Annotated in this window: 22 protein-coding genes; 17 read left to right on the top strand and 5 right to left on the bottom strand. The window is 60.1% G+C overall.

What is annotated here, in order from left to right:
• The first annotated feature begins 47 nt into the window (after nt 1–47).
• From BXA01_RS24520 to BXA01_RS24505, 4 genes are all read left to right on the top strand, one after another.
• Entirely contained in the window at nt 48–1,361 is a 1,314-nt protein-coding gene (locus tag BXA01_RS24520) for a urate hydroxylase PuuD (RefSeq protein WP_076566791.1), read from the top strand.
• Nucleotides 1,362–1,529: 168 nt separating this feature from the next.
• Entirely contained in the window at nt 1,530–2,882 is a 1,353-nt protein-coding gene (locus tag BXA01_RS24515; protein WP_042608508.1) for a nucleobase:cation symporter-2 family protein, read from the top strand.
• 162 nt (nt 2,883–3,044) lie between these two features.
• A complete protein-coding gene (locus BXA01_RS24510) occupies nt 3,045–3,830 on the top strand; it encodes an outer membrane protein OmpK (RefSeq protein WP_076566788.1) in 786 nt (261 codons plus the stop codon).
• Between the two features lie 371 nt (nt 3,831–4,201).
• Nucleotides 4,202–4,987, top strand: coding sequence for an outer membrane protein OmpK (locus BXA01_RS24505; RefSeq protein ID WP_056784020.1), 786 nt, complete (start codon nt 4,202–4,204; stop codon nt 4,985–4,987).
• A 91-nt stretch (nt 4,988–5,078) separates the two neighbouring features.
• Here the strand turns inward: BXA01_RS24505 and BXA01_RS24500 are convergent, their stop codons facing one another.
• Nucleotides 5,079–6,251 carry a patatin-like phospholipase family protein gene (locus BXA01_RS24500; RefSeq protein ID WP_076566786.1) on the bottom strand — a complete coding sequence of 391 codons (1,173 nt, stop codon included), beginning with the start codon at nt 6,249–6,251 and terminating at the stop codon, nt 5,079–5,081.
• Between the two features lie 34 nt (nt 6,252–6,285).
• Complete coding sequence (locus BXA01_RS24495; protein ID WP_076566784.1) at nt 6,286–7,218, bottom strand: lipid A biosynthesis lauroyl acyltransferase; 933 nt, start codon at nt 7,216–7,218, stop codon at nt 6,286–6,288.
• A gap of 117 nt (nt 7,219–7,335) precedes the next feature.
• Between BXA01_RS24495 and minC the strand changes: the two genes are divergently transcribed.
• The 7 genes from minC to BXA01_RS24465 all read left to right on the top strand — a co-directional run bounded on the left by minC (nt 7,336) and on the right by BXA01_RS24465 (nt 14,144).
• Nucleotides 7,336–8,073: a septum site-determining protein MinC gene (gene minC, locus BXA01_RS24490; RefSeq protein ID WP_041479318.1), complete on the top strand. Its 738-nt coding sequence runs from the start codon at nt 7,336–7,338 to the stop codon at nt 8,071–8,073.
• 169 nt (nt 8,074–8,242) lie between these two features.
• Nucleotides 8,243–9,055, top strand: a complete 813-nt coding sequence (gene minD / locus BXA01_RS24485) for a septum site-determining protein MinD (protein WP_007913953.1) — start codon at nt 8,243–8,245, stop codon at nt 9,053–9,055.
• Nucleotides 9,055–9,309: a cell division topological specificity factor MinE gene (minE, locus tag BXA01_RS24480; RefSeq protein WP_003223146.1), complete on the top strand. Its 255-nt coding sequence runs from the start codon at nt 9,055–9,057 to the stop codon at nt 9,307–9,309. The genes minD and minE overlap by 1 nt, the downstream gene beginning before the upstream one ends.
• A gap of 90 nt (nt 9,310–9,399) precedes the next feature.
• Nucleotides 9,400–10,035: an RluA family pseudouridine synthase gene (locus tag BXA01_RS24475; RefSeq protein WP_024012204.1), complete on the top strand. Its 636-nt coding sequence runs from the start codon at nt 9,400–9,402 to the stop codon at nt 10,033–10,035.
• Between the two features lie 179 nt (nt 10,036–10,214).
• Nucleotides 10,215–11,504, top strand: a complete 1,290-nt coding sequence (locus tag BXA01_RS24470; protein WP_016773748.1) for a M18 family aminopeptidase — start codon at nt 10,215–10,217, stop codon at nt 11,502–11,504.
• A gap of 232 nt (nt 11,505–11,736) precedes the next feature.
• Nucleotides 11,737–11,913: a hypothetical protein gene (locus BXA01_RS27160; RefSeq protein ID WP_016773747.1), complete on the top strand. Its 177-nt coding sequence runs from the start codon at nt 11,737–11,739 to the stop codon at nt 11,911–11,913.
• Between the two features lie 74 nt (nt 11,914–11,987).
• Nucleotides 11,988–14,144: a mechanosensitive ion channel family protein gene (locus BXA01_RS24465; RefSeq protein ID WP_076566781.1), complete on the top strand. Its 2,157-nt coding sequence runs from the start codon at nt 11,988–11,990 to the stop codon at nt 14,142–14,144.
• A 47-nt stretch (nt 14,145–14,191) separates the two neighbouring features.
• Here the strand turns inward: BXA01_RS24465 and BXA01_RS24460 are convergent, their stop codons facing one another.
• Nucleotides 14,192–14,446: a bacteriocin immunity protein gene (locus BXA01_RS24460; protein WP_076566779.1), complete on the bottom strand. Its 255-nt coding sequence runs from the start codon at nt 14,444–14,446 to the stop codon at nt 14,192–14,194.
• Nucleotides 14,446–16,356 (bottom strand): S-type pyocin domain-containing protein, encoded by a 1,911-nt coding sequence (locus tag BXA01_RS24455; RefSeq protein ID WP_076566776.1) that lies wholly within the window; start codon nt 16,354–16,356, stop codon nt 14,446–14,448. Before BXA01_RS24455 ends, BXA01_RS24460 begins: the two co-directional genes overlap by 1 nt.
• 305 nt (nt 16,357–16,661) lie before the next feature.
• Between BXA01_RS24455 and BXA01_RS24450 the strand changes: the two genes are divergently transcribed.
• Nucleotides 16,662–17,996, top strand: coding sequence for an amidohydrolase (locus BXA01_RS24450; protein WP_076566774.1), 1,335 nt, complete (start codon nt 16,662–16,664; stop codon nt 17,994–17,996).
• Nucleotides 17,997–18,205: 209 nt separating this feature from the next.
• Here BXA01_RS24450 and phnR read toward each other — a convergent pair whose 3' ends face one another.
• Complete coding sequence (gene phnR, locus BXA01_RS24445; protein WP_016773745.1) at nt 18,206–18,919, bottom strand: phosphonate utilization transcriptional regulator PhnR; 714 nt, start codon at nt 18,917–18,919, stop codon at nt 18,206–18,208.
• A 351-nt stretch (nt 18,920–19,270) separates the two neighbouring features.
• Between phnR and BXA01_RS24440 the strand changes: the two genes are divergently transcribed.
• From BXA01_RS24440 to BXA01_RS24420, 5 genes are all read left to right on the top strand, one after another.
• Nucleotides 19,271–20,338 (top strand): ABC transporter substrate-binding protein, encoded by a 1,068-nt coding sequence (locus BXA01_RS24440; RefSeq protein ID WP_076566772.1) that lies wholly within the window; start codon nt 19,271–19,273, stop codon nt 20,336–20,338.
• 182 nt (nt 20,339–20,520) lie between these two features.
• Nucleotides 20,521–21,327, top strand: a complete 807-nt coding sequence (locus BXA01_RS24435) for an alkaline phosphatase family protein (protein WP_076566769.1) — start codon at nt 20,521–20,523, stop codon at nt 21,325–21,327.
• Nucleotides 21,328–21,332: 5 nt separating this feature from the next.
• The gene (locus BXA01_RS24430) at nt 21,333–22,169 is read left to right on the top strand and encodes an ABC transporter permease (RefSeq protein WP_161984092.1); all 837 of its coding nucleotides are present in this window, start codon (nt 21,333–21,335) and stop codon (nt 22,167–22,169) included.
• A complete protein-coding gene (locus tag BXA01_RS24425; RefSeq protein WP_016773742.1) occupies nt 22,156–22,956 on the top strand; it encodes an ABC transporter permease in 801 nt (266 codons plus the stop codon). The genes BXA01_RS24430 and BXA01_RS24425 overlap by 14 nt, the downstream gene beginning before the upstream one ends.
• Entirely contained in the window at nt 22,953–23,942 is a 990-nt protein-coding gene (locus BXA01_RS24420; RefSeq protein WP_076566767.1) for an ABC transporter ATP-binding protein, read from the top strand. Before BXA01_RS24425 ends, BXA01_RS24420 begins: the two co-directional genes overlap by 4 nt.
• Nucleotides 23,943–23,958 lie beyond the last annotated feature (16 nt).

The following is a 23,958-nucleotide window of genomic DNA, read 5'->3' as shown; positions in this document are numbered from 1 at the left end:
AGGTCTGATCACTCGACAACAAGAGTGACAGGCGAGAGGTAAAGACTGTGGAAGCACATCTGTTGGAATGGCTGAACCTGAGCGTGCGCTGGGTTCACATGATCACTGGCGTGGCCTGGATCGGCGCGTCGTTCTACTTCGTCTGGCTGGAGAACAACCTCAACCGCGTCAACCCGAAAACCGGTCTGGCCGGTGATCTGTGGGCGATCCACGGCGGCGGCATCTACCACCTGGAAAAATACAAACTGGCCCCACCGTCCATGCCGGACAACCTGCACTGGTTCAAGTGGGAAGCCTACTTCACCTGGATGTCGGGGATCGCGCTGCTGTGCGTGGTGTTCTACTCCAATCCGGTGCTCTACCTCGTGGCACCCGGCAGTGGCCTCAGCGGTCCTGAAGGCGTGGCCATCGGTATCGGCTCGCTGATCGTCGGCTGGTTTGTCTACGACTTCCTCTGCGATTCGGCCCTGGGCAAGAAACCCGCCCTGCTCGGCTTCATCCTGTTCGTGCTGATCATTGCCGCGGCCTATGGCTTCAGCAAAGTGTTCAGCGGTCGTGGTGCGTACCTGCACGTCGGCGCGATCATCGGCACCATCATGGTCGGCAACGTGTTCCGCATCATCATGCCGGCGCAACGGGCACTGGTCGCGGCGATCGCCGAGAACCGTACGCCTGATCCGGCCCTGCCGGCCAAGGGTCTGCTGCGTTCGCGTCACAACAACTACTTCACCCTGCCAGTGCTGTTCATCATGATCAGCAACCACTTCCCGAGCACTTACGGCAGCCAGTACAACTGGTTGATCCTCGCCGGGATCGCGGTGTTGGCGGTATTGGTGCGTCACTACTTCAACACCCGTCACGACAGCCACAAGTTTGCCTGGACCCTGCCGGTGGCAGCGGTGGGCATGATCTGTCTGGCCTACGTCACCGGCCCGGCGCCGATGTCGAACGCACCTGAAGTGGCCAAGGCACCGGCGAAAATCGAGTATCAACCGCTGCCGGAGACGGCACTGGGCGGTGGCGCGAAACCGGCCGAAGCGGCGCAACCTGCGGCACCCGCAGCCCCTGCGGCGGCACCCGCGCAAGCCTCGAATGCCGGCCCCGGTTTCGACAAGGTGCACAACGTGATTCAAGAGCGTTGCACGGTGTGCCACTCGTCCAAGCCGACCAGCCCGTTGTTCAGCGCAGCCCCGGCCGGTGTGATGTTCGACACCCCCGAGCAGATCCGCCAGAACGCCGCGCGCATTCAGGCGCAAGCCATCACCACGCAGATCATGCCACTGGGCAACATCACCCAGATGACCCAGCAGGAACGTGACCTGATCGGTGCCTGGATTGCCCAGGGAGCGCAAACCAATTAATCGTTAAAAGCATCGCTGGCAAGCCAGCTCCCACAGGGTTTTGCATAGCCTGTGTGGGAGCGGGCTTGCCCGCGAATGGCCGCTCCGCGGTCTGCCTGATGCAAAGAAACAGCTGCAAGCAACCCGGCAGCTGTTAATCACAAGAATAAAAAAGATCCGAGGTGTTGCATGTCCGAGCTGTCCAAAGCGCGCATCCCCGACGCACCCGCCATTCAGCGTTTGCCCCTTTTGCAACTGATCCTGGTCGGTCTGCAACATGTTCTGCTGATGTACGGCGGTGCCATCGCGGTGCCGCTGATCATCGGACAGGCCGCTGGCCTGAGTCGTGAAGAAATCGCCTTCCTGATCAACGCCGACCTGCTCGTCGCCGGCATCGCCACTATCGTGCAGTCGCTCGGCATCGGCCCGATGGGCATTCGCATGCCGGTGATGATGGGTGCCAGTTTCGCTGCGGTCGGCAGCATGGTGGCCATGGCCGGCATGCCCGGCATCGGTCTGCAAGGCATCTTCGGTGCAACGATCGCTGCCGGTTTCTTCGGCATGCTGATCGCGCCGTTCATGTCCAAGGTCGTGCGCTTCTTCCCGCCGCTGGTGACCGGCACGGTCATCACCTCGATCGGTTTATCGCTGTTCCCCGTGGCCGTGAACTGGGCCGGTGGCGGTGTCGACGCCGCGCAATTCGGTTCGCCGATTTATCTGGCCATCGCTGCACTGGTGCTGGCCACCATCCTGTTGGTTCATCGCTTCATGCGCGGATTCTGGGTCAACATTTCGGTGCTGATCGGCATGTGCCTGGGCTATGTACTGTGCGGCGTGATCGGCATGGTCGACCTCAGCGGCATGGCCAGCGCACCGTGGATTCAGTTCGTCACCCCGCTGCATTTCGGCATGCCGAAATTCGAGCTGGCGCCGATTCTGTCGATGTGTCTGGTGGTGGTGATCATCTTCGTCGAGTCCACCGGGATGTTCCTCGCGCTGGGCAAAATCACCGGCCAGGAAGTCTGCCCGCGCATGCTCCGTCGTGGCTTGTTGTGCGACGCCGGCGCGTCGTTTTTCGCCGGTTTCTTCAACACCTTCACCCACTCCTCGTTCGCGCAGAACATCGGCCTGGTGCAGATGACCGGCGTGCGCTGCCGCTCGGTGACCATCGTTGCCGGTGGTCTGCTGATCGTCCTCAGCCTGTTGCCGAAAGCGGCGTTTCTGGTGGCATCGATTCCACCGGCGGTGCTGGGCGGCGCGGCGATTGCGATGTTCGGCATGGTCGCCGCGACTGGCATCAAGATCCTCCAGGAGGCAGACATCGGTGACCGCCGCAATCAGTTGCTGGTCGCAGTGAGCATCGGTATGGGCCTGATCCCGGTGGTACGTCCGGAATTCTTCGCCCACCTGCCGATGTGGATGAGCCCGATCACCCACAGCGGCATCGCCATGGCCACCCTCAGCGCGCTGACGCTGAACCTGCTGTTCAACATCCTCGGCGGCAAGGAGCGTGCCGCGATCAATGATTGCCATGCGCACTGATTGAAACCACCACGCCACCTGTGGGAGCGAGCCTGCTCGCGAAAACGCTGTGTCATTCAACATTGATGGCGACTGACACAACCGCTTCGCGAGCAGGCTCGCTCCCACAGGGACTACGCAACTGCTTGTGCCTCAAACAATAAAAACAACAGGGAGCAACAGATGATCCGCACGCAAAGCAACGTTCTGTTGAGTGGCGGCCTGCTGGCCGCGAGTCAGGCCATGGCCGGCGATCTGCTGCTGTGGCAGAGCAACAGCCTCAGCTATCTGTACGGCAAGAACTTCGCGATCAACCCGTCCTATCAGCAGACGGTCACCTTCGAGCACGCCGACAAGTGGAAGTACGGCGACAACTTTCTGTTCGTCGACAAGATCTTCTACAACGGCAAGGAAGACCCGAACAAAGGGCCGCATACTTTCTACGGCGAGTTCACCCCGCGTCTGTCCTTCGGCAAGATCCTCGACCGCAAGATCGAGTTCGGCCCGATCAAGGATGTGCTGTTGGCGATGACCTACGAGTACGGCGAAGGCGAAAGCGAGGCCTATCTGATCGGCCCCGGCTTCGACCTGAAAGTGCCCGGCTTCAACTACGTCACCCTGAACATTTTCCGTCGCCAGACCGAAGGCCCGCGGCCCGGCGATGGTGTCTGGCAAATCACCCCCGCGTGGTCCTACAGCTTCCCGCTGGGCAATTCCGATGTGCTGATCGACGGCTACCTCGACTGGGTCGTCAACAACGACGAAAACTCGCGCGGCACCTACCACGCCAACCTGCACATCAATCCGCAGATCAAATACGACCTCGGCAAAGCCATGGGCTGGAGCCAGAAACAGGTATACGTCGGCACCGAGTACAGCTACTGGAAGAACAAATACGGCATCGAAAACAGCCACGCGTTCGATACCAACCAGAACACCGCCAGCCTGCTGCTGAAGGTGCACTTCTGAGATGGTCCGCAACCGTGCGCCATGCTTGCCGTCGGTGCTCTGTTGCGGGGCACTTGAGCGTTGGCCGAGGAGTCAGTATTCTCCGCGGCCTTCCGAATTCGCTCTAAAAAAAAGCCTGAATTCAATTTCTGACCGAAAAGCCAACTTATCCCGGCTGCGGTCAGTCCTGAGGCATCCCGAAAACACGCTCGTCGACTGTTTTTCAGCAGCCGAACGGGCGTTTTTTGGTTTTTCAAAAGCCTTGGCGCAGCTTTTGCTACCAGCATTCAAAGCTGACCGATCGGATGAAATTTGCGGTACGAAAAAAGGCGCCACATCAGAGCGCCGATCTTAAAAAAATAACGTGGAACACCTACTTTGGGAGCAACCGAATGAAACGTATGTGCACCAGCCTGATGCTGGCCGGATCGATGTTCGCCGGCGGCCAGGCAATGGCCGAAGGCCTGCTGCAGTGGCAGAACAACAGCCTGACCTACCTGTATGGCAAGGACTTCCAGGTCAACCCGCGCATTCAGCAGACCGTGACCTTCGAGCACGCCGATGCCTGGAAGTATGGGGACAACTTCCTGTTCATCGACAAGATCTTCTACAACGGCAAGGATGATGGCGGCGTCGGCTCCAACACCTACTACGGCGAGCTCAGCCCGCGCCTGTCGTTCGGCAAGATCTTCGATCAGAAACTGGCCTTTGGTCCGGTGACTGACGTGTTGCTGGCCATGACCTACGAGTTCGGTGAAGGCGATACCGAGTCGTACCTGATCGGTCCGGGCTTCGACCTGGCGATTCCGGGCTTCGATTACTTCCAGCTGAACTTCTACCAGCGTCACACCCAGGGCGCACGCGCCGGTGACAATGTCTGGCAGATCACCCCGGTGTGGTCCTACACCATTCCGGTGGGCAAATCGAACATCCTCATCGACGGCTTCATGGACTGGGTGGTCGACAACGACTCCAATTCCAAGGGCGACTACCACGCCAACCTGCACTTCAACCCGCAGGTCAAATACGACCTGGGCAAGGCGCTGAATTTCGGCGAGAAGCAGTTGTATGTCGGTGTCGAGTACGACTACTGGTCGGACAAGTACGGGATCAAGGACAGCCAGTACTTCAAGACCGATCAGAGCACCACGAGCTTCCTGGTCAAGTTCCACTTCTGACCCTAAAAGCTTCGCGAGCAGGCTCGCTCCCACATTCAGACCGAGTTCCAATGTGGGAGCGAGCCTGCTCGCGAAGGCCTCACCGCAGATTTCAGGCGGGAGCTACTGCTTCGGAAATCCGCAAAAACCGGCACAGCTCCTCGCGCTTGGCCAACGCATCCCGCCGCCCCAACTCGATCAACTCGCTGCAATACCCCGCCTCGAACAGCAGATAACTGAGCACCCCCGCCCCGCTCGTCTTCGTCGCCCCCGGGCCGCGCAGAAACAGGCGCAAAGCCGCCGGTAACTCCTGGCGATGCCGTGCGGCGATTTCGTCGATCGGCTGACTCGGCGCAATCACCAGCACCTCCACCGGCGCCACACCCAGCGCGCGGGTCGGCGTGCCGGCCGGGAGCAAATGACTGAACTGATTCAGACGCTGCAGCAACTCGATATCGCTTTCCAGGCTGTCGATGAACGTGCTGTTGAGCATGTGCCCGCCGATCTGCGCCAGCGTCGGTTGCTGGCCGCTGTAGGCGCGTTCCAGCGGCTGCTGCGGATCGACGCCGCGCGGGTTGCCGCTGACGCCCACCACCAGCACGCGACTGGCACCCAGATGCAGCGCCGGGCTGATCGGCGCCGACTGGCGCACTGCGCCGTCACCGAAATATTCCTCAGCGATTTTCACTGGCGCGAACAACAGCGGGATCGCCGAACTGGCCAACAGGTGATCGACCGACAACTGCGTCGGCACACCGATGCGGCGGTGCCGCAGCCAGGCGTCGATGGTGCCGCCGCCCTGATAGAACGTCACCGCTTGCCCCGATTCGTAGCCGAACGCAGTCACCGCCACCGCATGCAATTGCTTGCGCGCGATGGATTCGGCGATGCCGGGCAGGTGCAGTTTTTCCTCGAGCAGTTCGCGCAGCGGCGAACTGTTGAGCAGCGCCACCGGCATCTGCCGACCGAGGCCGAGCAGGCTGTGGCTGACGAAGCGGCTGGCTTGATGGATCACGCCCGGCCAGTCGCTGCGCAGCACGCGGTGGCTGCGAAAGCCCTGCCAGAACTGGGTCAGGCGTTCGATGGCGGCGCGAAAGTCCGTGGCGCCACTGGCCAGGCTGACCGCATTGATCGCCCCGGCCGAGGTGCCGACGATCACCGGAAACGGATTGTCCGCGCCCACCGGCAGCAACTCGGCAATCGCCGCCAGCACCCCGACCTGATAAGCCGCCCGAGCCCCGCCGCCGGAAAGAATCAAACCTGTAACCGGTTCAGCAGGACTCATCGCAACACTCCACGGTGCTTGTCAGATCGGCTAATCAACGACGCTTGGGATAAAGCTTCGGCTCGCCCGGTGGGCGACTCTTGAAGCGCCGATGCGCCCACAGATACTGCTCGGGGCAGGCACGCAAAGCACTCTCGACCCACTGATTGATGCGGATGCAATCGGCCTCCTCGGTCTCGCCGGGGAAATCTTCCAGCGGCGGATGAATCACCAAGCGGTAACCACTGCCGTCGGCCAGACGTTCCTGAGTGAACGGCACCACCAGCGCTTTGCCCAGCCGTGCAAACTTGGTCGTCGCAGTGACGGTGGCGGCCTGAATGCCGAACAGCGGCACGAAGATGCTCTGCTTGGCGCCGTAATCCTGATCCGGCGCATACCAGATCGCCCGGCCCGAGCGCAGCAGTTTGAGCATGCCGCGTACGTCATCGCGCTCCACCGCCAGCGAATCCAGATTGTGCCGCTCGCGGCCACGGCGCTGGACGAAGTCGAACAAGGGGTTTTTGTGTTCGCGGTACATGCCGTCGATGGTGTGCTGCTGGCCGAGCAGCGCCGCGCCGATTTCCAGCGTGGTGAAATGCGCGGCCATGAGGATCACGCCTTTGCCTTCGCGCTGGGCCTTCTGCAGATGTTCAAGGCCTTCGACGTGGGCCAGTTTCGCCAGACGCTCGCGCGACCACCACCAGCTCATCGCCATCTCGAAGAAGGCGATGCCGGTGGAGGCGAAGTTTTCCTTGAGCAGGCGTTTGCGCTCGGCGGCGGATTTTTCCGGGAAGCACAATTCCAGATTGCGCCGGGCGATGGTTCGCCGGTCGCTGGCGACGCGATACATTAACGCGCCCAAAACTCGACCGATGGTCAGCAGCGCCGGATACGGCAACTGCACGATCAGCCACAAAAGCCCCAGGCCGCACCAGAGCGGCCAGAAGCGCGGAGCAAGATATGCTTTTCGAAAACGCGGGCGATCCATTAAAGCTTCCGTAAATACAGTGGCCGCGCATTCTACATCGTTCGACCCGGCTTGCGGCTCGCGGGCGTTCTCGTTATAAGTCTCGGCACTTTTAGTGACAAGCCGTTGTATGCCGACATGAGCCAAACCGACCCGTTAGACCAAGATCCCGTATTCCAGCTCAAGGGCAGCATGCTGGCCATCACTGTGCTGGAACTGGCCCGTAACGACCTCGAAAGCCTTGATCGGCAATTGGCCGCCAAAGTCGCCCAGGCGCCGAATTTTTTCAGCAATGCACCGCTAGTTCTGGCTCTAGACAAACTGCCGCCGAATCAGGGCGCGGTTGACCTGCCGGGGCTGATGCGCGTCTGCCGTCAGCATGGTCTGCGTACCCTGGCCATTCGCGCCAGCCGCATCGAAGACATCGCCGCCGCCATCGCCATCGACATCCCCGTGCTACCGCCCTCCGGCGCCCGCGAGCGTCCGCTGGAGACGCCGGAAGCCGAAGTCAAAAAGAAGCCGGAAAAGCCGCCTGAGCCGACCGTCAAACCGACCCGCGTAATCACCACGCCAGTACGTGGTGGCCAACAGATATATGCCCAGGGTGGCGATCTGGTCGTGGTCTCTTCGGTCAGTCCGGGGGCGGAACTTCTCGCCGATGGCAACATCCATGTATACGGCCCGATGCGCGGCCGAGCACTGGCCGGCGTCAAAGGTGACACCAAGGCACGGATTTTCTGTCAGCAATTGAGCGCTGAACTGATCTCCATCGCCGGTCATTACAAGGTCTCCGAGGATTTGCGTCGCGATCCGATGTGGGGCTCGGGCGTCCAGGTCAGCCTGTCAGGCGACGTGTTGAACATCATTCGGCTTTAACGGATACTGCCGCATTTTCCAAGCATCTCTAAAACGTAGCGAAAACGGCTCAAACGAAGTAGGAAAAAGGCCCAAAGCCAAATTCCAGCCAAGGCTGTCCGACTGCAGTAGTTTTCAAGAGATGTTTTTCAGGGGCTGAACAGTCCTTCTTCCTTAGGGGTGAAACACCTTGGCCAAGATTCTCGTGGTTACATCCGGCAAGGGTGGTGTGGGTAAGACCACCACCAGCGCCGCTATCGGTACCGGTCTCGCTCTGCGCGGCCACAAAACAGTGATCGTCGACTTCGACGTGGGCTTGCGTAACCTCGACCTGATCATGGGTTGCGAGCGCCGCGTGGTGTATGACTTCGTCAACGTGGTAAACGGCGAAGCCAACCTGCAACAGGCACTGATCAAAGACAAGCGCCTGGAAAACCTCTACGTACTGGCGGCCAGCCAGACCCGCGACAAAGACGCGCTGACCGTCGAAGGCGTGGAAAAAGTCTTGATGGAGCTCAAGGAACAATTCGAGTTCGTCGTCTGCGATTCCCCGGCGGGCATCGAGAAAGGTGCGCACCTGGCCATGTATTTCGCCGATGAAGCGATCGTCGTGACCAACCCGGAAGTGTCCTCGGTACGTGACTCGGACCGCATGCTCGGCCTGCTGGCGAGCAAATCGCGCCGCGCCGAACGTGGCGAAGACCCGATCAAGGAACACCTGCTGATCACCCGCTACCACCCGGAGCGTGTCGAGAAGGGCGAGATGCTTGGCGTTGAAGACGTCAAGGAGATCCTCTCGGTGACCCTGCTCGGCGTCATCCCGGAATCCCAGGCGGTGCTCAAGGCTTCCAACCAGGGCGTGCCGGTGATTCTCGACGACCAGAGCGATGCCGGTCAGGCTTACAGCGATACCGTCGACCGCCTGCTGGGCAAAGAAAAAGCCCACCGATTCCTCGATGTCGAGAAGAAGGGATTCTTCGAGCGCCTGTTTGGAGGTAGGTAATGAACCTTTTTGACTTCTTTCGTGCCAACAAAAAGCCAAGTACCGCCTCGGTAGCGAAAGAGCGTCTACAGATCATCGTGGCGCATGAGCGCGGCCAGCGCAGCACGCCGGATTACCTGCCAGCCTTGCAGAAGGAACTGGTCGACGTGATCCGCAAGTACGTCAACATCGGCAACGACGACGTACATGTTGCACTGGAAAGCCAGGGCAGTTGCTCGATTCTGGAACTCAACATCACCCTGCCCGATCGCTGAGTCGATCCGGCAGGTATGACGGCGGTTCAGGGCCATTCCCCAGTGGAATGGTCCTGAACCGCCGTTGGCATTTGTTACGAGGCTGTTTTAATGCCGCTGTCCAACATCCGCATCATCCATGAGGACGCCGCCGTACTGGTGGTCGACAAACCGACCCTGCTGCTCTCGGTACCCGGTCGCGCTGACGACAACAAGGACTGCCTGATTACCCGCTTGCAGGAAAACGGCTACCCGGAAGCGCGCATCGTTCATCGCCTGGACTGGGAAACCTCCGGCATCATCCTGCTGGCCCGTGACGCCGACACTCATCGCGAACTGTCGCGGCAGTTTCACGACCGCGAAACCGAAAAAGCCTACACCGCTTTGGCCTGGGGTCAGCCGGAGCTGGACAGCGGCAGCATCGATCTGCCCCTGCGCTACGACCCACCGACCAAGCCACGGCATGTGGTCGATCACGAATTCGGCAAACACGCGCTGACGTTCTGGAAGGTGCTGGAACGTTGCGGCGATTGGTGCCGGGTCGAATTGACACCGATCACCGGGCGCTCGCATCAACTGCGCGTGCACATGTTGTCGATCGGCCATCCGCTGCTCGGTGACGGGCTCTACGCCCACGAGCAAGCGCTGGCGGCCTGGCCACGTCTGTGCCTGCACGCGAGCATGCTCAGCTTCACTCATCCGCAAACCGGCGAGCGCCTGCGCTTCGAATGCCCGGCTCCGTTCTGACAGCCAGCACCGGCCCCATGTGGGAGCGAGCCTGCTCGCGAAAGCGGTATCACATTCAGCATTGATGTTGACTGATCAATCGCTTTCGCCAGCAGGCTCGCTCCCACAGGGGATCCGGTCCGGATTCAATTCCCCGGCCAATACGTTAAACTCCCGCCCATTGCTGTCTGGAGTTTCTTATGCGCGCAGAGTTGAACCAGGGCCTGATCGACTTTCTCAAGGCCTCCCCTACCCCGTTCCACGCCACCGCCAGCCTCGTTCAGCGTCTGGAGGCCGCCGGTTATGTACGCCTCGACGAGCGCGAGCCATGGTCCACCGAGGCCAACGGCCGCTATTACGTCACCCGTAACGACTCCTCGATCGTCGCGATCAAAATGGGCCGCAACTCGCCACTGCACGACGGTATCCGTCTGGTCGGCGCTCACACCGACAGCCCGTGTCTGCGGGTCAAGCCGCAACCGGAACTGCAACGTCAGGGCTTCTGGCAACTGGGCGTCGAAGTCTACGGCGGCGCGCTGCTGGCGCCGTGGTTCGACCGCGATCTGTCGCTCGCCGGCCGCGTGACCTTCCGCCGTGACGGCAAGGTCGAGAGTCAGTTGATCGACTTCAAGGCACCCATCGCGATCATTCCCAACCTGGCCATTCACCTCAACCGTGAAGCCAACCAGGGCTGGGCGATCAACGCGCAGACCGAACTACCGCCGATCCTGGCGCAATTCGCCGGTGACGAGCGCGTCGATTTCCGCGCCGTGCTCACCGACCAACTGGCCCGCGAACATGGTTTGAACGCCGACGTGGTCCTGGATTACGAGCTGAGTTTCTACGACACGCAAAGCGCGGCGGTGATCGGCCTGAACGGCGATTTCATTGCCGGTGCGCGTCTGGACAACCTGCTGTCGTGCTACGCCGGCCTGCAAGCATTGCTCACCGCCGAGACCGACGAAACCTGCGTGCTGGTCTGTAACGACCACGAAGAAGTCGGCTCGTGCTCGGCGTGCGGTGCCGATGGCCCGATGCTTGAACAGACTCTGCGCCGCCTGCTGCCGGAAGGCGACGAGTTCGTGCGCACTATTCAGAAATCCCTGCTGGTCTCCGCCGACAACGCCCACGGCGTACATCCTAACTATGCAGACAAGCACGACGCCAACCACGGCCCGAAACTCAACGCCGGCCCGGTGATCAAGGTCAACAGCAACCAGCGCTACGCCACCAATAGCGAAACTGCCGGTTTCTTCCGCCATCTGTGCATGGCCGAAGAAGTCCCGGTGCAAAGCTTCGTGGTGCGCAGCGACATGGGCTGCGGCTCGACCATCGGCCCGATCACCGCCAGCCATCTGGGCGTGCGCACCGTCGACATCGGCCTGCCGACCTTTGCCATGCATTCGATTCGCGAACTGTGCGGCAGCCATGACCTGGCGCATCTGGTCAAAGTGCTGAGCGCGTTTTATGCCAGTCGCGAATTGCCATAAAGGCTGAAAAGCTTCGCGAGCAGGCTCGCTCCCACAATTGAACTGCATTTTATTGTGGGAGCCAGTCATCTCCCCTTGGAATGCAAATCAACCTGTGGGAGCGAGCCTGCTTGCGAAATCGCCTGTGCAGACAGCAGAATCCTTCCGGCCTGATGCATTCCTGAGCCACATCACACCCCGCCTCGAAAACCCGCCTAGACTGCAAGCATCCCCCACAGACAAGGCAGTCTCCATGATCTCGATGTCCTCCTTCCACGCCATGCTCATTCCCATCCTCAGCGGAATGATCCTGCTGGCCATCGGCTTCAACTTCCGCGACAAGAACGCCGGGGTGTTCGCCATGTGGATCGGTATGCTGATGATTCTCGCCACGGTGGTCTACAAGATCCTCGCCAAACTGAACGAATGACCGAGCCCGGCTCGCATTGCGCCAGAGGGCCTCGTACACTCCAGCGCATTCGCCTATTCCGAGGTTGTCCCCTGGTGTTTGCTCGTCTTTTTGCTTTGCCCGGTCTGCTGCTTGTCTGCCTGATGACGCTGCTGCCGCTGGCGCCCGCCCAAGCGGTCGGTCTGCCCGGCCTGCTCAACACTTCCAAACCGCAGCCTGAAGCCGTGGAACCCCTCGGTCAGTCACTGGACGAAGTGATCAAGTCGCTGGAAAACGACAAGCAACGCGCGCAGTTGCTCAGCGATCTGAAGAAGCTGCGCGACGCTACGAAGAAAGCTCAAGCCACCCCGGAAGAAGGCGTGCTGGGCCTGATCGGCGGCACCCTCGCCAGCTTCGAAAAACAGTTTTCCGGCGCCGACAGCCCGATTACCCGCTGGTCCAACGAGTTCGATCTGGCCAAGGACGAACTGACCAGCAAGCTGCTGCCGGCCAATGAATGGCTGCCGATCATCTTCGGTTTCGCGGTGATCCTGATGGTCTGGAGCCTGCTCGCCGCCGCGCTGATCTGGCTCAGCCACCGCGTGCGTCTGCGCTTCGGTCTCACCGAAGAACTGCCGCAACACCCCAAGGCCCTCGACATGCTGCGCTTTGCCCTGCGCAAGCTCGGGCCGTGGCTGATCGCGTTGGTGATGACGGTGTACATGAGCTACGTGCTGCCGTCTTCGCTGGGCAAAATCCTTGCGATGGTGCTGGCCTATGCCTTGGTGGTCGGCACCTGTTTCTCGGCGATCTGCGTGATCGCCTTCTCCCTGCTCGACGGCCCGCATCGCCATCGCGCGCTGTACATCCTGCGCCATCAGGCGTTTCGGCCGCTGTGGCTGATCGGCAGCTTCGCCGCGTTCGGTGAAGCGCTGAGCGATCCGCGCCTGGTCGAGAGCCTGGGCGTACATCTGGCGCACACCGCCGCGACCACGGCCAATGTGCTCGCGGCGCTGTCGACCGGCCTGTTCATTCTGCGATTCCGCCGACCGATCGCGCACCTGATCCGCAACCAACCGCTGTCGCGGCGCCTGACCCGCCGCGCCCTCAGCGATACCATCGAAATCCTCGGCACCTTCTGGTACGTGCCGGCACTGGTGCTGGTCGGCATCTCGCTGTTCGCCACGTTTGTCTCCGCCGGCGACACCAGCACCGCGCTGCGCCAGTCGCTGATCTGCACGGTGCTGCTGGTGTTATGCATGGTTATCAACGGCCTCGTGCGCCGCCATTCGCTGAAACCGCAACGCGGGCCGAAACGCCATGCGTTGTACTCGGAGCGCCTGAAAAACTTCTTCTATACCCTGACGCATTTGCTGGTATGGCTGATCTTCATCGAACTGGGCCTGCGCGTCTGGGGCCATTCGCTGATCGCGTTCGCCGAAGGCGATGGCCACGACATCAGCGTCAAACTGTTCAGCCTGATCGGCACGCTGATTTTCTCCTGGCTGATCTGGATCCTCGCCGACACCGCCGTGCACCACGCCCTCACCCGCTCGCGCAAAGGCCTGGCGAATGCACGGGCGCAGACGATGATGCCGCTGATCCGCAACGTGCTGTTCGTGGCGATCTTCATCATTGCGCTGATCGTCGCGCTGGCGAATATGGGCATGAACGTCACGCCGCTGCTGGCAGGTGCCGGCGTGATCGGTCTGGCCATCGGCTTCGGTGCGCAGTCGCTGGTCGCCGACTTGATCACCGGCCTGTTCATCATCATCGAAGACTCGCTGGCCATCGACGACTACGTCGACGTTGGCGGCCACCTCGGCACTGTCGAAGGTCTGACCATTCGCACCGTACGCCTGCGCGACATCGACGGCATCGTCCACACCATCCCGTTCAGCGAAATCAAAAGCATCAAGAACTACTCGCGGGAATTCGGCTACGCGATCTTCCGCGTCGCCGTGCCATACAACATGGAAATCGACGACGCGATCAAACTGATGCGCGACGTCGGCCAGAAGATGCGCAGCGATCCGTTGCAGCGCCGCAACATTTGGTCGCCGCTGGAGATTCAGGGTGTGGAAAGTTTCGAGTCCGGCAGCGCGATCCTCCGCGCACGGTTCAAGACGGCGCCGATCAAACAGTGGGAGGTTTCCCGGGCGTTCAATTTGTCGCTGAAAAGGCAACTGGATGAGGCGGGGCTGGATCTGGCGACGCCAAGGATGAGTGTGCAGGTGATTACGCCTGGGGTGGAAATCAAAAAGGAAAGCTGAACAGAGATGGCCCCCTATTGGCAGGTAATACCAATAGGGGGCTAGTTTTATCTGGCTTTGAAACCAGGTTTTCCTTCGGCGGCCCGCCACCTTTTGACTTCCGCCACAATATTTTCCGGACCGCTTTTCCCCGATTCTGGGTAGTAGATCAAATCGGAACCCGCTGGATGTTCGCTCAGTCGTTCAAACTCCATTACAGCTGAGGTTTGCCCCTTCTCAGTCGCGTAATCCGATTGGTATATCTTTTGTACGAAATGCAAGAATTGCTCTTCGGACATTTCATTGATCATTAATTTTTTCATTACTCGCCTCCCTTATGAACTGCCAAATGCTGTTTCGGAGTTAGCAACCGCAGGTTGTCAATATCGTACAACTGCCCACCATCCGATAACGATGAGACGTGGTGCAACTCAAACTTCACTCGTTTACCAACCCGATCGCCCGCTTTCACATACGGTGATCGGCCTTTGCTCATTGCACTGAGACTACCTGGATCAAACGACATCGCCAGTTCCGCATCAGCGGCCACCGCTTTCCAGAAAGTCTCCCTGAATGCCCTGAAATCCTTGAAATTCTTGCCTCGCAATTGATCTGCAATTTTTGAGGGAATTGCCGCCCCCTCACCTTGTGTAGCCGCCTCCAGCCATCCACCCGCAACCGGCGCTCCATGACCACTCGCCACCCCTGGATCATTGCGTCGATCCCGGAACATGACGTACTGCGGTGGCAGGCCCGATTCCGACGGGAAGACCAGAATGAAGTCGTCGAAACGAATGCTGCCCCGCCCTGGGTGAGCGTCGATCCGTCCTTCAATCGGCACGAGGTTGCCGCCGATATATCGCGGTGGGGACGGATTCTCGATGGGGAACAGCGTTGAACTGTCTGCCGGCGTTACTGCGGGAGTCCAGACCGCAGTTGTCGGCGGGATGTCAGTGAGGGTCGCGCTGTAAGTGTTGTTCCCCGCGTTGAAACCAGCTGCAACCACGCGAACGCCGGAAGGCCGTTTTGTCCCCGCTACCGGAACGACAAGCAGTTCGGCGAGAGAGCCCGTCAGCGGCCGGGCGCTCAAACGTACCGGCAGATTCAGTCGTGCTCTTTCGCTTGCCAGCCTGTCCAGATCAGGCAGTTGACCGGGCAGCAGATCTGCCAGTGGGAGGCTGAGCAGAAAGCGTTCAGGCAATTCCCCATTACCCAACACCGGGGAGTAGACAAACGCACTTACCCCCACCATCAGACCGGACGCCGTGCCGGCAGCCAGCCCCGATAAACCGGCCATCGCCGCGCGAATCGAAGCGGCTAAACCCGCCATCAGGTTGTCGGCAATCGCGACCGCACCCGCGGACGTCGCAAATACCAGTTGGGCGTGGCTGGTATTGCCCTGAAAGCGCAACAGGCTACTGTGCCCACCGGAGGTGTCCTGCCGACGCTTTTCCTCAGCAACCCTGCGTGCTTCGGCCTCAGCCTCAAGCGCTGCCTGTTCCTCGGCACGCTTGCGCTCTAGTGCCTCAGCCGCCAAACGGGCCTGTTCCTCTTCGAGCCGCCTGATTTCATCGGCCGCGGCCTGCCGCGCCAGCTCCTCCGCCTGCCGCCGCGCCTGCTCCTGAGCGACGCGGGCCTGTTCCTGTGCAACCTGCCTGGCGTATTCCGCCGCCAACCGCGCCTGCTCCTGAGCGATCCGCTCGGCTTCCTGCGCTTGCACCACGGCAATCATGCCCTTGACCGTGGCCGACTGGCTGTTCAACACGCCAATGCCTTCAACCAGTAACTTGGCGTTGAACAAGGCGCTATAGGCCTGCCGTACGCTGACGCTGGAGCTTCGCCGATTGACTTGCGGTAAACGACCTCCGTTGAAAAAAGTTTCAACCTGGGAGTGGCCGAAACGTTCGATGGCCACGTCCTTGGCCACCAAAAGCGCACCAAACTTCCTGGCGATCAGGGAATCCCTGAATCGCATCTCCCGCGCCAGCGCATCCAAAGGAGGCAATACACTTTGATCGCCTGCTGCCCGTACTTCTGCCAGTTCATGTTCGATGACTTGAGCAATATTTCTGGAAGTATCTTTGTAGATACTTTCCATATCGAGTATTTCACCCAACGGCGCAAAGTTAATGCCTGGTCCCGAACCGTCCCCTGCACCTAAATAATGTAAATATTCATCTTGTTTATCCGGACGCACAACAATCGGCGGAAGCGTTATTCCATTACGCTGCATTTATAAGTCCTCCATGGACAATAATTTTTGTCGCATTGGCCGGTCACCCTGAAACAGCCAATAAAGCGACCGGCACCTGGAGAAATTTATGGAAGTGAATGTTGTGCGGTGCGGTACATAGTTATCGCCGGCCTTTTATCTGTCACGCCGGACGGAACTGATAAAGCGGTAGGAGTTTTCGCTGATAACTTATGCTCAAACGTAAATCTGTCGGAGCGCATAGCGCTTTCCTGACTCGATCGCACTTGCGTGCAAAGCCTTTGTCACAGGCAAGGAAGCCAACAACAATAATCAAGGAGAAGCCCATGCAACTGACGCGTATTGCCCAGACCCTTTTGCTCACCCTGGTCGCCAGCCACGCCAGTGCCGCGACGATGGACAGCGCCCGCACGCGCATCGCCGAGCAGGCGCAGAAGCTCGAACCGGAGCTGCTGGAAACCCGCCGCGACCTTCACGCTCATCCAGAACTTGGCAACACTGAAAAACGCACCGCTGAACTGGTCGCCAAACAGTTGCGAGCCATGGGCCTGGAAGTGAAAACCGGCGTCGCGCGCACCGGCGTGGTCGCCATTCTCAAAGGCGCCCTGCCCGGCCCGACCGTGGCCCTGCGCGCCGACATGGATGCGCTGCCGGTCAAGGAAGTCTCCGACTTGCCGTTCGCTTCGAAAGCCAAAGGCACGTATCTGGACAAGGAAGTCGACGTCATGCACGCCTGCGGCCACGACGCCCACACCGCCATCCTGCTCAGCGCGGCGAAAATTCTGACCGGCATGCGCGACACCCTGCCCGGCACCGTGGTGTTCTACTTCCAGCCCGCCGAGGAAGGCCCGAGCGACTTCATTCCCGACGGCAAAAACACCTGGGGCGCGAAGATGATGGTCGAGGAAGGCGTAATGAAATCGCCGAAACCAGACGCGGTGTTCGGGCTGCACGTCTGGGCCGGCGTCCCCGCCGGCCAGATCGCCTACCGCCCCGGCCCGACCCTGGCCAGCTCCGACGACCTGCGCATCAAGATCTATGGCAAACAAACTCACGCCGGCCGCCCCTGGGACGGCATCGACCCGATCACCGTCGGCGCGCAAACCATCGTCGGCCTGCAAACCGTGGTCAGCCGCCGCACCGACATTTCCTCTTACCCGTCAGTGGTCAGCATCGGCACCATCAACGGCGGCACCCGCTACAACATCATCCCCGAATCGCTCGACATGACCGGCACGATCCGCTCCTACGACTACGGCATCCGCCAGAAACTGCACAGCGACGTGCGCCAGACAGTCGAGAAAATCGCCGAAAGCGGCGGCGCTAAAGCCGACGTCACCATCATCGAAAAATACGACCCGACCATTAACAACCCGGCACTGACCGAGAAAATGCTGCCGACGTTGAAGTGGGCGGCCAAGGATGACGTGGTGCAGGGACCGCTGGTGGGTGGGGCGGAAGATTTCTCGTTCTTCGCCAAGGAAGCGCCGGGACTGTTTGTGTTTCTTGGAGTGACCCCGAGGGACCAGGACATGAGCAAAGCCGCGCCGAATCACAATCCGGGGTTCTTTGTGGATGAGTCGGCGCTGGTGGTTGGGGTGAGGACACTGGCGTCGTTGGCGACGGATTATCTGTATGGGAATGCGAGGGTGGGCAAGTAGAGAGGGGTTGACTGTGGGGGCGCTTTCGCGAGCAGGCTCGCTCCCACAGAACAGCAAAATCAAAATCAAAAGATCGTCCGATCGCGGCCCGAGCCTTCGGCAGCTCACACACGATGAGCGTTAGCTCAAGTTCCGCTTTTGATCCTGGAGCCCGTCGGCAGGCTGAGCGCAGGTATTTATCCGAGGGTGGGAGCGCAGCGACCAGAAGGTCAAACCACATCAACCCCTACATGAATCGCATCATGCCGCCAAAACTCCAGATCACAATCGATCAACCGCCCATGCTGATCATAATTGACCCGAGCAATCCTCAATCCCGGACTCCCCACCGACACCCGCAAAGCCGCCGCCGCATCGACAGATAAAGAGGTAGGCACAATCTCAAACCGCACCCGCCCATAGTGCAAATCGAAATGCCGCGCATACAACTCAGTGATCGACTGATTCAAATCGAACTCAAGAATCCCCGGAAAAAACTGCGGATTCAGATAGTGCTCCACATACAACACCAGTCGGCCATCAATCCGCCGCGAGCGGCAAATCTGGATCACGCTCGACAACGCCGGCAGCTGCAACCACGCACACACCGCCGCCGACGCCGGCTGCAACCGCGCCGAAATCACCTCGGTCGACGGCTCACGCCCCTGCGCACTGACCATGGCGTGAAAATGACTGCGCTGCATCAGGTTGTACGCCAGACGCGGCGGCGACACGAACCAGCCGCGCCGCTCCTCACGATAAATCTGCCCTTGCGCCTCCAATTGCAACAGCGCTTCACGCACAGTGATCCGCGTCGTCCCGAATAACTCGCTGAGCTTGCGCTCAGCGGGCAACTTGCTCCCGGCCGCCAGCAAACCATGATCGATCTGCTCCTGCAGCACCTGGCCAATCGCTGTCACCGCTTTCGTTGCCTCATCGCGCATCAACGTTACCTATCTGGACTAGACCAGCACTGTTTCGGGGCAAATCCGAACGCCGATCAAAGCGCCTTCGTATGTTGCAAGCCTAGGCAGTGCAGATGACCGACAGATGACAAAACTACCGAACGGTCGCTTTCACGGCTTGCAATACATCGGCCAAGTCCCCTGCCCTACGGGCCTTTGGGTATGGTCTACGCTGATCTGGCACCTTCCTGACAATGGTTGATAAAAGATCAGCCACGCGGCCATCGACATCAAAATGTCATCCAGCCGACCTAAATTGGCTCAGGTATTGCTGACCTAGACCAACACCAACCGCAATCGCAGCGTTGAACACGACCAAGGAGCTTCGGAATGAAACAGCTTTTCCTGGCAACACTGTTAGGCTCGACCATCGCTATGTGCAGCGCCGCCATGGCTGCCGACACCGATCTGAAAACCCTCGAAGCCGCTGCGAAAGCGGAAGGCGCCGTCAACAGCGTCGGTATGCCCGATGACTGGGCCAACTGGAAAGGCACCTGGGAAGACCTGGCCAAGAAATACGGCCTGAAACACATCGACACCGACATGAGCTCGGCCCAGGAAATCGCCAAATTCGCTGCTGAAAAAGACAACGCCACCGCCGACATCGGCGACGTCGGTGCCGCCTTCGGCCCGATCGCGGTCAAGCAAGGCGTGGTGCAACCCTACAAGCCAAGCACCTGGGATCAGGTGCCGGACTGGGCCAAGGACAAGGACGGCAACTGGGCACTGGCCTACACCGGCACCATCGCCTTCATCGTCAACAAGAAGCTGCTGAACGGCTCCGACGTGCCGACCAAATGGGCTGACCTGAAAACCGGCAAATACAAAGTCTCCATCGGCGACGTGAGCACTGCTGCCCAGGCCGCCAACGGTGTCCTCGCTGCGGCACTGGCCAATGGCGGTGACGAGAAAAACATCAAGCCTGCCCTGCTGTTGTTCGCCGACCTCGCCAAACAGGGTCGTCTGTCGATGGCCAACCCGACCATCGCCACCATGGAAAAAGGCGAGATCGAAGTCGGCGTGGTCTGGGACTTCAATGGCCTGAGCTACAAAGCCAAGATGGCCAACCCGGATGATTACGTAGTGCTGATTCCATCCGACGGCTCGGTGATTTCCGGCTACACCACGATCATCAACAAGTACGCGAAAAACCCCAACGCCGCCAAGCTGACCCGCGAATACATCTTCAGCGACGCCGGCCAGACCAACCTCGCCCGCGGCAACGCCCGGCCGATCCGCGCCGAACACCTGCAACTGCCGGAAGACGTGAAAGCCAAACTGCTGCCGAACGAGCAGTACAAGAACGTCACGCCGGTCAAGGATGCCGACGCGTGGGAGAAGACATCCAAAGCCCTGCCGCAGCAGTGGAACGAGGAAGTCATCGTAGAGATGAAGTAATCCTGTGATCCCCCTGTTCGGGATCCGCTGAAGATCCGAATGTGGGAGCGAGCCTGCTCGCGATAGCGGTCGAACATTCAACGACGATGTTGGTTGATCCACCGTTATCGCGAGCAGGCTCACTCCTACACGGGGATCTCGGCTGGATCTGAAATTTCCTGTTTCGCGGAGTTCTTGCCCCTATGAAGCACAACGTCATCCTTGTCGTGCTCGACGGCCTCAACTACGAGGTTGCGCGTCACGCCATGGGGCATCTGCAGGCTTATGTTGGCGCAGGACGCGCGGCGCTCTATCAACTGGAGTGCGAACTGCCCGCCCTGTCCCGACCGCTTTACGAATGCATTCTCACCGGCGTGCCGCCGATCGACAGCGGCATCGTTCACAACAATGTCTCGCGCTTGTCCAACCAGCGCAGCATCTATCACTACGCCCGCGATGCCGGGCTGAAAACCGCCGCTGCGGCGTATCACTGGGTCAGCGAGTTGTATAACCGCTCACCGTTCGTGGCCGCGCGCGACCGCCACACCGACGATCCGACATTGCCAATCCAGCACGGGCATTTCTACTGGAACGACCATTATCCGGATTCGCACCTGTTCGCCGACGCCGAGAACCTGCGCCTGCGTCATGCGCCGGATTTCCTCCTGATCCACCCGATGAATATCGACGACGCCGGGCACAAGCACGGCCTCGACAGCTCGCAATACCGCAACAGCGCGCGCTCGGCTGACGTCATCCTCGCCGACTATCTGCAGAGCTGGCTCGACGCTGGTTACCAGGTACTGGTGACCGCCGACCACGGAATGAACAACGATCGCTCGCACAACGGCCTGCTGGCGGAAGAACGTCAGGTGCCGCTGTTCGTCCTCGGCGAGGCGTTCAGCCTCAACCCTGACGCCACACCAACGCAGACCGAGATCTGCGGCACGGTCTGCGAACTGCTCGGCGTCCCCCACGACAAACCTGTGTGCCGGGAGCTGCTCAAGTGAATGCCATGAATCGCGGCAAATGGCTCGCGGCGCTGTGTCTGGTGCCCTTCGCGCTGTTCTTCATCGTCTTCGAAATCGCCCCGCTGGTCTGGGTGATGATCAACAGCCTGCAGTCGGAAGAGTCCGGCTGGGGCCTGGCCAACTTCAGCAAGATCTTCGGTTCGAAGTTCTATCGGCAGGCAATCCAGTACAGCCTGGAGATCAGTTTCTGGTCGAGCGTATTCGGCATCATCATCGCCGTGCTCGGCGCTTACTCGCTGCGTCGGGTCGATTCGAAGCTGCGCAACTTCGTGAATGCCTTCGCCAACATGACCAGCAATTTTGCCGGCGTGCCGCTGGCGTTCGCGTTCATCATCCTGCTCGGTTTCAACGGCAGCATCACCATCATGCTCAAGCAGTCGGGGATCATTCAGGACTTCAACCTGTATTCGAAAACCGGCCTGATCATCCTCTACACCTACTTCCAGATCCCGCTCGGCGTGTTGCTGCTCTACCCGGCTTTCGACGCTCTGCGTGAAGACTGGCGCGAGTCCGCCGCACTGCTCGGCGCCAACGGCTGGCAGTTCTGGCGGCACATCGGTCTGCCGGTGCTGACCCCGGCGTTGCTCGGTACTTTCGTCATCCTGCTGGCCAACGCCCTCGGCGCTTACGCCACGGTTTATGCGCTGACCACCGGCAACTTCAACGTTCTGCCGATCCGTATTGCGGCGATGGTGTCCGGCGACATTTCCCTTGACCCGAACCTGGCCAGCGCGCTGGCCGTGGTGCTCGTGGCGCTGATGACCATCGTCACCGTCGTGCATCAATTGCTGTTGAAGAGGAGCTACCATGTCTCGCGCTGAATCCGGCCCGGCCGGCCTCTACCACCGCGTCGTGGTCTATCTGCTGTTCGCCATCCTGTTGTTGCCGCTGCTGGGCACGCTGGTCTACTCGATCGCCAGCAGCTGGTCGGCGACCATTCTGCCGAGCGGCTTCACCTTCAAGTGGTACATCCAGCTGTGGAGCGATCCGCGCTTTCTGCATGCATTCGGTCAGTCGCTGATCGTCTGTGTCGGCGCGCTGGTGTTATCGGTGGTGCTGATCCTGCCGCTGCTGTTTGTCGTGCATTACTACTTTCCGAAACTCGATGCGCTGATGAACATCCTCATCCTGCTGCCCTTCGCGGTGCCGCCGGTGGTGTCCTCGGTGGGGCTGCTGCAGCTATACGGTTCCGGGCCGATGGCGATGGTCGGTACGCCATGGATTCTGATCGGCTGCTACTTCACCGTGGCGCTGCCGTTCATGTACCGCGCGATCACCAACAACCTGCAAGCGATCAACCTGCGCGACCTGATGGACGCCGCGCAACTGCTTGGCGCCAGCACTTTTCAAGCGGCGTTTCTGGTGGTGCTGCCGAATCTGCGCAAAGGCCTGATGGTGGCGCTGCTACTGTCGTTCTCGTTCCTCTTCGGTGAATTCGTGTTCGCCAACATCCTCGTCGGCACCCGCTACGAAACCCTGCAGGTGTACCTGAACAACATGCGCAACAGCAGCGGCCACTTCACCAGTGCGCTGGTCATTTCGTATTTCTTTTTCGTGCTGGTCCTGACCTGGATCGCCAACATCTTGAACAAGGACAAAAGCGAATGAGCTACGTCAGCGTCCAACACCTGCAGAAAAGTTACGCCGGCACCACGGTGTTCAGCGACATCGATTGCGAAATCATCAAAGGCGAGTTCGTCACCCTGCTCGGCCCGTCCGGGTGCGGCAAGTCGACTTTGCTGCGTTGCATCGCCGGGCTGACCCCGGTGGATGGCGGCAAGATCCTCCTCGACGGTGTCGACCTCGTGCCGTTGAGCCCGCAGAAACGTGGCATCGGCATGGTCTTTCAAAGCTACGCGCTATTCCCCAACATGACCGTCGAACAGAACGTCGCCTTCGGCCTGCGCATGCAAAAGGTCAACGCCGATGACAGCCACAAGCGCGTCTCTGAAGTGTTGAAACTGGTTGAACTGCACGACTTCGCCAGCCGCTATCCGCATCAACTGTCCGGTGGTCAGTGCCAGCGTGTCGCCCTCGCCCGGTCGCTAGTGACCCGCCCGCGCTTGTTGCTGCTCGATGAGCCGCTGTCGGCGCTCGACGCACGGATTCGCAAACACCTGCGCGAGCAGATCCGTCAGATCCAGCGCGAACTCGGCCTGACCACGATCTTCGTCACTCACGATCAGGAAGAAGCGCTGACCATGTCGGACCGGATTTTCCTGATGAATCAGGGCAAGATCGTCCAGAGCGGCGACGCCGAAACCCTCTACACCGCGCCGGTCGATGTATTCGCCGCCGGCTTCATCGGCAACTACAACCTGCTCGATGCCGATGCCGCCTCAAAGCTGTTGCAACGGCCGGTCAACCACCGCATCGCCATCCGCCCGGAGGCCATCGAACTGAGCCTTGACGGCGAACTCGATGCGCAGATCCGCAGTCACAGCCTGCTCGGCAACGTCATTCGCTATCGCGTCGAAGCGCGCGGGGTGGAACTGGTGGTCGACGTACTCAACCGCTCCGCCGCCGATCTGCATCCCGACGGACAACGCCTGGCACTTTCCATCGATCCGACGGCATTGTGCGAAGTTGCTTAAAAGCAGCTGCAAGCTT

Source organism: Pseudomonas sp. B10, from assembly GCF_900156235.1.
In the GTDB taxonomy this organism is placed as follows: domain Bacteria; phylum Pseudomonadota; class Gammaproteobacteria; order Pseudomonadales; family Pseudomonadaceae; genus Aquipseudomonas; species Aquipseudomonas siliginis.
This window is presented reverse-complemented; position numbering and strand designations above follow the sequence as displayed.

What these genes read in the sequence shown, in the direction of transcription:
- BXA01_RS24455 (WP_076566776.1), bottom strand. Translation starts at nt 16,356, where the DNA reads ATGCAGCGTAATGGAATAACGCTTCCGCCGATTGTTGTGCGTCCGGAT.
- BXA01_RS24515 (WP_042608508.1), top strand. Translation starts at nt 1,530, where the DNA reads ATGTCCGAGCTGTCCAAAGCGCGCATCCCCGACGCACCCGCCATTCAG.
- BXA01_RS24440 (WP_076566772.1), top strand. Translation starts at nt 19,271, where the DNA reads ATGAAACAGCTTTTCCTGGCAACACTGTTAGGCTCGACCATCGCTATG.
- BXA01_RS24425 (WP_016773742.1), top strand. Translation starts at nt 22,156, where the DNA reads ATGTCTCGCGCTGAATCCGGCCCGGCCGGCCTCTACCACCGCGTCGTG.
- phnR (WP_016773745.1), bottom strand. Translation starts at nt 18,919, where the DNA reads ATGCGCGATGAGGCAACGAAAGCGGTGACAGCGATTGGCCAGGTGCTG.
- BXA01_RS24460 (WP_076566779.1), bottom strand. Translation starts at nt 14,446, where the DNA reads ATGAAAAAATTAATGATCAATGAAATGTCCGAAGAGCAATTCTTGCAT.
- BXA01_RS24510 (WP_076566788.1), top strand. Translation starts at nt 3,045, where the DNA reads ATGATCCGCACGCAAAGCAACGTTCTGTTGAGTGGCGGCCTGCTGGCC.
- BXA01_RS24475 (WP_024012204.1), top strand. Translation starts at nt 9,400, where the DNA reads ATGCCGCTGTCCAACATCCGCATCATCCATGAGGACGCCGCCGTACTG.
- BXA01_RS24500 (WP_076566786.1), bottom strand. Translation starts at nt 6,251, where the DNA reads ATGAGTCCTGCTGAACCGGTTACAGGTTTGATTCTTTCCGGCGGCGGG.
- BXA01_RS27160 (WP_016773747.1), top strand. Translation starts at nt 11,737, where the DNA reads ATGATCTCGATGTCCTCCTTCCACGCCATGCTCATTCCCATCCTCAGC.
- BXA01_RS24420 (WP_076566767.1), top strand. Translation starts at nt 22,953, where the DNA reads ATGAGCTACGTCAGCGTCCAACACCTGCAGAAAAGTTACGCCGGCACC.
- BXA01_RS24430 (WP_161984092.1), top strand. Translation starts at nt 21,333, where the DNA reads ATGAATCGCGGCAAATGGCTCGCGGCGCTGTGTCTGGTGCCCTTCGCG.
- minC (WP_041479318.1), top strand. Translation starts at nt 7,336, where the DNA reads ATGAGCCAAACCGACCCGTTAGACCAAGATCCCGTATTCCAGCTCAAG.
- BXA01_RS24505 (WP_056784020.1), top strand. Translation starts at nt 4,202, where the DNA reads ATGAAACGTATGTGCACCAGCCTGATGCTGGCCGGATCGATGTTCGCC.
- BXA01_RS24435 (WP_076566769.1), top strand. Translation starts at nt 20,521, where the DNA reads ATGAAGCACAACGTCATCCTTGTCGTGCTCGACGGCCTCAACTACGAG.
- BXA01_RS24450 (WP_076566774.1), top strand. Translation starts at nt 16,662, where the DNA reads ATGCAACTGACGCGTATTGCCCAGACCCTTTTGCTCACCCTGGTCGCC.
- BXA01_RS24470 (WP_016773748.1), top strand. Translation starts at nt 10,215, where the DNA reads ATGCGCGCAGAGTTGAACCAGGGCCTGATCGACTTTCTCAAGGCCTCC.
- minE (WP_003223146.1), top strand. Translation starts at nt 9,055, where the DNA reads ATGAACCTTTTTGACTTCTTTCGTGCCAACAAAAAGCCAAGTACCGCC.
- BXA01_RS24495 (WP_076566784.1), bottom strand. Translation starts at nt 7,218, where the DNA reads ATGGATCGCCCGCGTTTTCGAAAAGCATATCTTGCTCCGCGCTTCTGG.